The organism is Dietzia sp. KRD202 (genome assembly GCF_017168155.1).
GTDB lineage: Bacteria > Actinomycetota > Actinomycetes > Mycobacteriales > Mycobacteriaceae > Dietzia > Dietzia kunjamensis.
This window is the reverse complement of record NZ_JABFAN010000079.1, coordinates 1-6,369: the sequence shown is the minus strand read 5'-3', so window position 1 is coordinate 6,369 and position 6,369 is coordinate 1. Positions and strand designations below refer to the sequence as shown.

Sequence of the window (6,369 nt, the reverse complement as noted above, 5' to 3'; positions counted from 1 at the left end):
ACCTCGTTCCACCACCACCCTCTATAGGAGTAAAGCAATGACCGCGACGTTCCCCGAAGTAGCACCTCTGACCCTCCCCGACACCGGGCTACGCATCGGCGGCCGGGCCGTCGCCCCCGCCGCCGGCGGGACCCTCGACGCGGTCAACCCGGCCACCGAGGAGCGGATCACGGGACTCGCGGCCGGCACCGCCGTGGACGTGGACCGGGCCGTCGCCGCCGCCCGGGAGTCGTTCGAGTCCGGGGTGTGGTCGCGCATGCCCGGTGCCGAACGGGGGCGGATCCTCATGCGCGCCGCCGACCTCATCGAGGAGCACGCGGGCGAGCTGTCCACCCTCGAGACCACGGAGATGGGCAAGCTCTACCTGCACACCGTCGGTGGGGACATCCCCGCCGCCGCCGGGGTGTTCCGCCACTACGCCGGCTCCGCCGACAAGATCTACGGCCAGAGCGCGCAACTGCCGAACGTCGGCGACCAGCGTCGGTTCGGGTTCACCCTGCGCCAGCCCCTCGGGGTGGTCGGCGCGATCACGCCGTGGAACAACCCCACCGTGGTGGCATCGTGGAAGGTCGCCCCGGCCCTCGCCGCCGGGTGTTCGGTGGTGCTCAAGCCCGCCGAGGACGCCTCACTGGCCCCGCTCCGCCTGGCCGATCTGCTCGCCGAGGCCGGAGTGCCGGACGGGGTGTTCAACGTGGTCACCGGTACCGGGGAGACCGCCGGCGCCGCGTTGGCCGCACACCCGGGCGTGGACAAGATCACCTTCACCGGTAGCCCGCGCGTGGGGCGTCAGATCCAGATGCTGGCCGGGGACAGGTTCCGCAAGGTCACGCTCGAGCTGGGCGGCAAGGCCCCGCAGCTCGTCTTCGGCGACGCGGACCTGGAGTCGGCCATGCCGTGGATCGCGATGGGCAATTTCTACCACCAGGGCCAGGTCTGCGCGGCCGGCACCCGCGTGGTGGTGCACGAGTCGATCGCCGATCAGGTGGTCGAGGGACTGGCGGAGTTCGCGCGGTCCTCGGTGGTGGGCGACCCGTTCGATCCCGCGAGCACACAGGGCACGATCGTCAGCCGGCGCCAGTTCGACCGGATCATGGGGTACATCGACGCGGGCCGGGCGGAGGGCGCGGACCTCGTCACGGGCGGTGGCCGGGTCGGCGACCGCGGCTACTTCATCGAGCCGACCGTGTTCCGCGGCGACAACTCGCTGACGATCGCCCGCGAGGAGATCTTCGGCCCCGTTGCCACGGTCATCACCTTCTCCGACACCGACGAGGCCGTGCGCATCGCCAATGACACCCCCTACGGGCTCAACGCGTTCATCTTCTCGCGCGACCTGTCCACCGTGCACTCGGTGATCCCGCAGCTGCGGGTGGGTACGGTCTGGGTCAACGGCTGGGGCGTGCCGGACCCGTCGCTGCCCTGGGGCGGCCGCGAGGCCAGCGGCATCGGGCGCGAGCTCGGGGTGAGCGGCCTGGAGGCCTTCACCGAGGAGAAGACCGTGCACCTAGGGTTCTGAGAACACCGACCCGCGGGACGAGGAGGCACCGGACGTGACAAAGGGTGTGGGCGAACAGGACGCGGAGCAGGCGCGGACGGGCCCGTTGGCCGGGATGCTCGTGCTGGAACTGGGCACCCTCATCGCCGGGCCGTTCGCCGGCCGTCTCCTCGGGGACATGGGCGCCCGGGTCATCAAGATCGAGGATCCCGGGCGCCCGGACCCGCTGCGCACGTGGGGCCAGGGCGAGCGTGACGGTCGTCGCCACTTCTGGACCGTCCACGCCCGCAACAAGGAGTCCGTCACCCTGGACCTGCGCAGCGAGGACGGCGCCGCGCTCTTCCTGGACCTGGTGGCCCGGGCCGACGTGATGGTGGAGAACTTCCGCCCCGGCACGCTGGAGAAGTGGGGGCTGGGCCCGGACCGGCTGCACGAGGTCAACCCGGGTCTGGTGATCGGGCGGGTGTCGGGCTACGGGCAGACCGGGCCGCAGGCCACCCGCGCCGGGTACGCCTCAGTCGCCGAGGGCGTGTCGGGCCTGCGACACCTCAACGGTTTCCCAGACATGCCCCCGCCGCGCATGGCCCTGTCGATCGGCGACACCCTCGGGGGCATGTTCGCCGTCCAGGGGATCCTCGCCGCGCTGCTGGCCCGCACCACCACCGGCCGCGGCCAGGTGGTCGACGTCGCGCTGACCGAGTCGTGCCTGGCGGTGCAGGAGTCGGTGATCCCCGACTATGACGCCGCCGGGGTCGTGCGCGGCCCGTCCGGAACCCGACTGGAGGGCATCGCGCCGTCCAACCTGTACCGCGCCGCCGACGGGCCGTGGGTGATCATCGCCGCCAACCAGGACACCGTGTTCCGTCGGCTGTGCGCCGCGATGGGGCGTCCCGACCTGGCGGAGGATCCCCGCTTCGTCGACCACTCCGCGCGCGGGGTGCACCAGGACGAGATCGACGCGATCATCGCCGACTGGGCCGCCGAGCGCACCGCCGAGCAGATACGCGAGACCCTCGAGGCCGCCGGCGTGGTGGTGGGCCCGGTCAACACCGTCGCGGACGTGGTGCGCGACGAGCAGTTCCTCGCCCGCGACATGATCGTGCCGCACACCGTGCCGGGCGTCGACGACACCGTGCTCGGCCCCGGCGTGGTGCCCGTCCTCGGCGACACCCCGGGTTCGGTCCGGCGCGGTGGGACGCCGGAGCCCGGCTTCGACAACGCCGCCGTCTACCGCGACCTGCTCGGCATCGACGCGGATCGCCTGTCCGACCTGGCCGCCCGCGGTGTCATCTGATCCGCCGCGCGGAGCGGCCGGGAGGCGTCCGGCGCTGACGACCGTGCTGCTGGTGGCCCTGGTGCTCGCCGCCGCGATCGTGCCTACGTCGTCGGTGTGGGCGCGCCGCGCCGCCGACGCTGACCGCGCGCGCCTGACCTCCGCTGCCACCGAGGTCGCCGTACTGCTGTCGTCACTGTCCACCGGCGACGCCGAGGCCTCCCTGGATCGGCTCACCGCCCTGGGTACCGGCCGGTTCCGCGAGGAGGTGACCGGACGACGGGCGGAGGTGCTACGCCTTGTCGACGACGACGAGGTGCGCTCCAGCGCGCGGGTGGTCGCTTCCGGGGTCGAGCAGGACGTGGCCGTCCGCGGCATCCTCGACGGTGGGCTCGTCGACAGCGGGGACGAACCCGCACGGGCTCGCCTGCTGGTGGCGGTCCGGTCCGAGGTGAGCAACACGCGGACCGAGGCCGCGCACGCGGGATCCGAGGCGCGCGGCGATGCCGGTGCCGACGACGTCGACGACACCGGTGAGGGCGACCGTGCCGGTGAGCGGCTGTGGCGCTGGCGGATCGAGGCCGTGATCGAGGACGGCCGCGCCGTTGTGGCCTCGGCCGAGGTGGCGGTGTGAGGGCGAGGTCAGCCCCGGGGCAGGGTCCAGTCGAACTCGCGGCCGTTGCCGTGCGCACCGGCCGAGGCCCGCGACCGCGAATCCTCGCCGAGCTCGCCCAGCATGCGATCGGATGCTGCGACCAGCTCGTGGAACCGGCCGGGGTCCAACCAGTCGGGGCGCAGGGCGAACAGCACGTCCTCGGTGGCCGTGTTCCCGGACGCGCCGGGGGCGAACGGGCAGCCCCCGAGGCCGCCGAGCGCCGCGTCCACCATGCGCGCTCCCGCGTCCACGGCGGCGAGGGTGTTGGCCACGCCCATCCCCCACGTGTCGTGGCCGTGGAAGACGATCCGGCGGTCACCGGCCGGCTCGACAGCGGCGGCGACGAGGTCGCCCACCTGCCGTGGGTGCGCCTGGCCGAGGGTGTCTGCCAACACCACGTCGACGGTGCCCTCGCCGCGCGGGTCGGCGACCAGCTCGAGCACGCGCGCCGGATCGACCGGCCCGGTGATCGGGCAGGTGAACGTGGTCGCCAGGCAGAGCTGGACGGTGCCGCCCACCGCCGCGGCGGCCTCGACGGCCTCCGGGAGTGCGTCCATGCTGGTCGCGGTGTCGCGGCCGATGTTGGCCGTGTTGTGCTCGTCGGTCACCGACAGGCAGTACTGGAACCGGCGGACGCCGGCGTCCGCGGCCCGGCGGACGTGGCCCGGGGTCGCGACCCACACCCAGCAGCGGTCGCGGTCGGACTCCTCGAGGGCGCCGACGACGTCGAGGGTGTCCGCCAGTGCCGGGACGAGGTCCGGCCGGGCCATGGACCCCACCTCGAGCTCCGGGACCCCGAGGCCGAGCAGGGTCCGCACGAGCTCGACCTTGGAGGTGGTGGACAGCCTGCCGTCGGTGAGCTGGAGCCCGTCGCGCAGGGCGACGTCGCGGACGGCGACGGAACTCATCGGGTGCGTGGTCATGGGGTCATCCTCCCGTATCGGCGTGCGGCGGGGGGCCTGACATGTCGGTCGGCGGCACGGTGAGCCGCGCGCGGGTCAGGACCGTCCTGGTCGTGCTGCTGGTGGTGCTGGCGGTCGCCGCGGTCGGCCTGACCGTGGTCGACCGACGGGCCGCGGAACGGCAGCGGCTGGCCGCCGGTGCGGTGGCCGCGGCGGAGGCCGCCTCGCTGGCGGTCCTGGACTACCGGCCCGAGACCGTGGCCGAGGACCTCGCCGCCGCCGAGCCACTCCTGGCCCCGCCGTTCCTCGACCACTTCCGCGAGCAGAGCCGGCAGGTCACCGTGCCGCGCAGCACCGCCGGTCAGGTGGCCTCCTCGGCGCGTTCGGCGGGCTCGGCTCTCGCGGGGCTGGACGGGGACGACGCGCTCGTCGTCGTCTTTCTGGACCGCCACACGATCGGCGCCGACGGCATCCCCCATGTACTCCAGACCGTGGTCGAGGTGGGGCTGATCCGCGACGGGGACCGGTGGCTTGTCTCGGGGTTCACGCCGCGCTGACCCCGGCGACGGCGCGCTCCTCCGCGGGGGTCGCACCTGGGGCTCGCACATCCGGGGCGTGTACAACCGGGGTCGGCGTCACCGGCGCGGACATCGACGCCGGCTCACCGGGGCGGGGACAGCAGATCACCGACGTCCACCGGGCCGGTCGGACGGTCGAACGCCGAGACCCCCGCGCCGGCGGTGGGATACACACCGGTGCCCCGGTCGTACGAGCGCGGCGTGGCGACCACGGAGACCCCCGCGGCCCCGGCCTTCTCCCGGCACAGCGTGACCGTGGCGGCACGGACCCCGGGGTACTCCATGCACGGCATGTTGCGGGCGCCCCGCACCGCGACGGGCGAGTCCTCCGGCACCTTGCAGTACAGGTCGCGGGGCGTCTCGGGCACGTCGAGCTCGGTCGGCGAACGCCGCTGGTCGGCCGGCAGGAATCCCGTGGTGCACGGCGGCGGGTCGTTGTAGCTGTTGACGAAGAAGGTGTTCTGTGCGGGCATCGCGTCACCGGAGTTGGGCAGCGCGGCCGACTGGGTGGAGTCCATGATGGCCGGGAACAGCACGAGGATCTGCTCGATCGACGGCGTGTACACGGCCGCGACCTGCTCGACGGTCACCAGGTTGGACAGCAGCAGCGGCCACGTCGGCGACAGTTCCTGGAAGGCCCTGATCGTCTCGCCCGCCGCGGCCGGCGCCCCGGCGATCACCCCGCGCAGCGCCGGGTCGGCGGCGGCCACGTCGCCCGCCACGCGGTCCACCGCCGCGGCCCACTCGCGCACGTCCGGCGACGACGCGGCCTGCGCCTCGAGCAGCGGCGCCGTCTGCCGGAGCAACGCCGCCCACTGCTCGCGATCGCGTCCGGCGCCCTCGGCCAGCAGGGTGAGCGCGTCGACGGAGGAGGACAGATCGCGTCCCGCGCCGCCGACGCCGCGCGAGGCCTCGTCGACGAGTGAGGTCAGTCGCGCCGGGCCCACCGAGTCCAGGGTGGCCTCGAGAAGGTCCACGGTCTCGGACACCGACACCGGCGGGCGGACCCGGTCGGCGCTGATGACGTCGCCGTCGGAGAGGTGGGGGCCGCCGGGCGTCTCGGGGACCAGGTCGACGATGAGCTCCCCCACCGCCGACATCGCGCCGACGTACGCCGTCGCGTCGGCGGGGATCCGCGCGTCGCCGTCGATCAGCAGCGTCGCCCGCGCGCCGGCCGGGATCATCTCCAGGTGACGCACGCGCCCCACCTCGACCCCGCGGTAGAGGACGTTGGCCCGTGGGTACAGCCCGGACGCGTCGCGCATCTCCAGCGTGACCTCCATGCGGCCCCAGCCGAGGTGCTGTGGGATGCGGGCGAACGAGAACACCACCAGCACGAACGCCACGGTGCCGACGAGCACGAACGCCAGCAGCTTGAGCGCCATCGTGCGGTCGGCGCCGCTCATCCCCCGCCAGCCCCGCCTCATGCGCCGGCCTCCCCTGCGGGGGCGGGCGCGGCCTCGGGC

At 73.8% G+C, this 6,369-nt stretch carries 6 protein-coding genes; 4 read left to right on the top strand and 2 right to left on the bottom strand.

The annotated features are described in order from the left end of the window. The first annotated feature begins 37 nt into the window (after positions 1–37). The 3 genes from J1M64_RS18830 to J1M64_RS18820 all read left to right on the top strand — a co-directional run bounded on the left by J1M64_RS18830 (position 38) and on the right by J1M64_RS18820 (position 3,402). Positions 38–1,516: an aldehyde dehydrogenase gene (locus J1M64_RS18830; protein WP_163375569.1), complete on the top strand. Its 1,479-nt coding sequence runs from the start codon at positions 38–40 to the stop codon at positions 1,514–1,516. A gap of 94 nt (positions 1,517–1,610) precedes the next feature. Then, positions 1,611–2,789, top strand: coding sequence for a CaiB/BaiF CoA-transferase family protein (locus J1M64_RS18825; protein WP_163375725.1), 1,179 nt, complete (start codon positions 1,611–1,613; stop codon positions 2,787–2,789). After that, positions 2,779–3,402: a hypothetical protein gene (locus J1M64_RS18820; RefSeq protein ID WP_206475187.1), complete on the top strand. Its 624-nt coding sequence runs from the start codon at positions 2,779–2,781 to the stop codon at positions 3,400–3,402. The genes J1M64_RS18825 and J1M64_RS18820 overlap by 11 nt, the downstream gene beginning before the upstream one ends. An 8-nt stretch (positions 3,403–3,410) precedes the next feature. Here the strand turns inward: J1M64_RS18820 and J1M64_RS18815 are convergent, their stop codons facing one another. After that, positions 3,411–4,346: a hydroxymethylglutaryl-CoA lyase gene (locus J1M64_RS18815; protein WP_163375567.1), complete on the bottom strand. Its 936-nt coding sequence runs from the start codon at positions 4,344–4,346 to the stop codon at positions 3,411–3,413. Positions 4,347–4,387: 41 nt separating this feature from the next. Here J1M64_RS18815 and J1M64_RS18810 point away from each other — a divergent pair, with 41 nt between their 5' ends. Then, a complete protein-coding gene (locus J1M64_RS18810) occupies positions 4,388–4,882 on the top strand; it encodes a hypothetical protein (RefSeq protein WP_163375566.1) in 495 nt (164 codons plus the stop codon). A gap of 104 nt (positions 4,883–4,986) precedes the next feature. Here the strand turns inward: J1M64_RS18810 and J1M64_RS18805 are convergent. After that, positions 4,987–6,369: MlaD family protein (locus tag J1M64_RS18805; RefSeq protein WP_307872488.1), on the bottom strand; the 1,383-nt coding region annotated here is incomplete at its 5' end.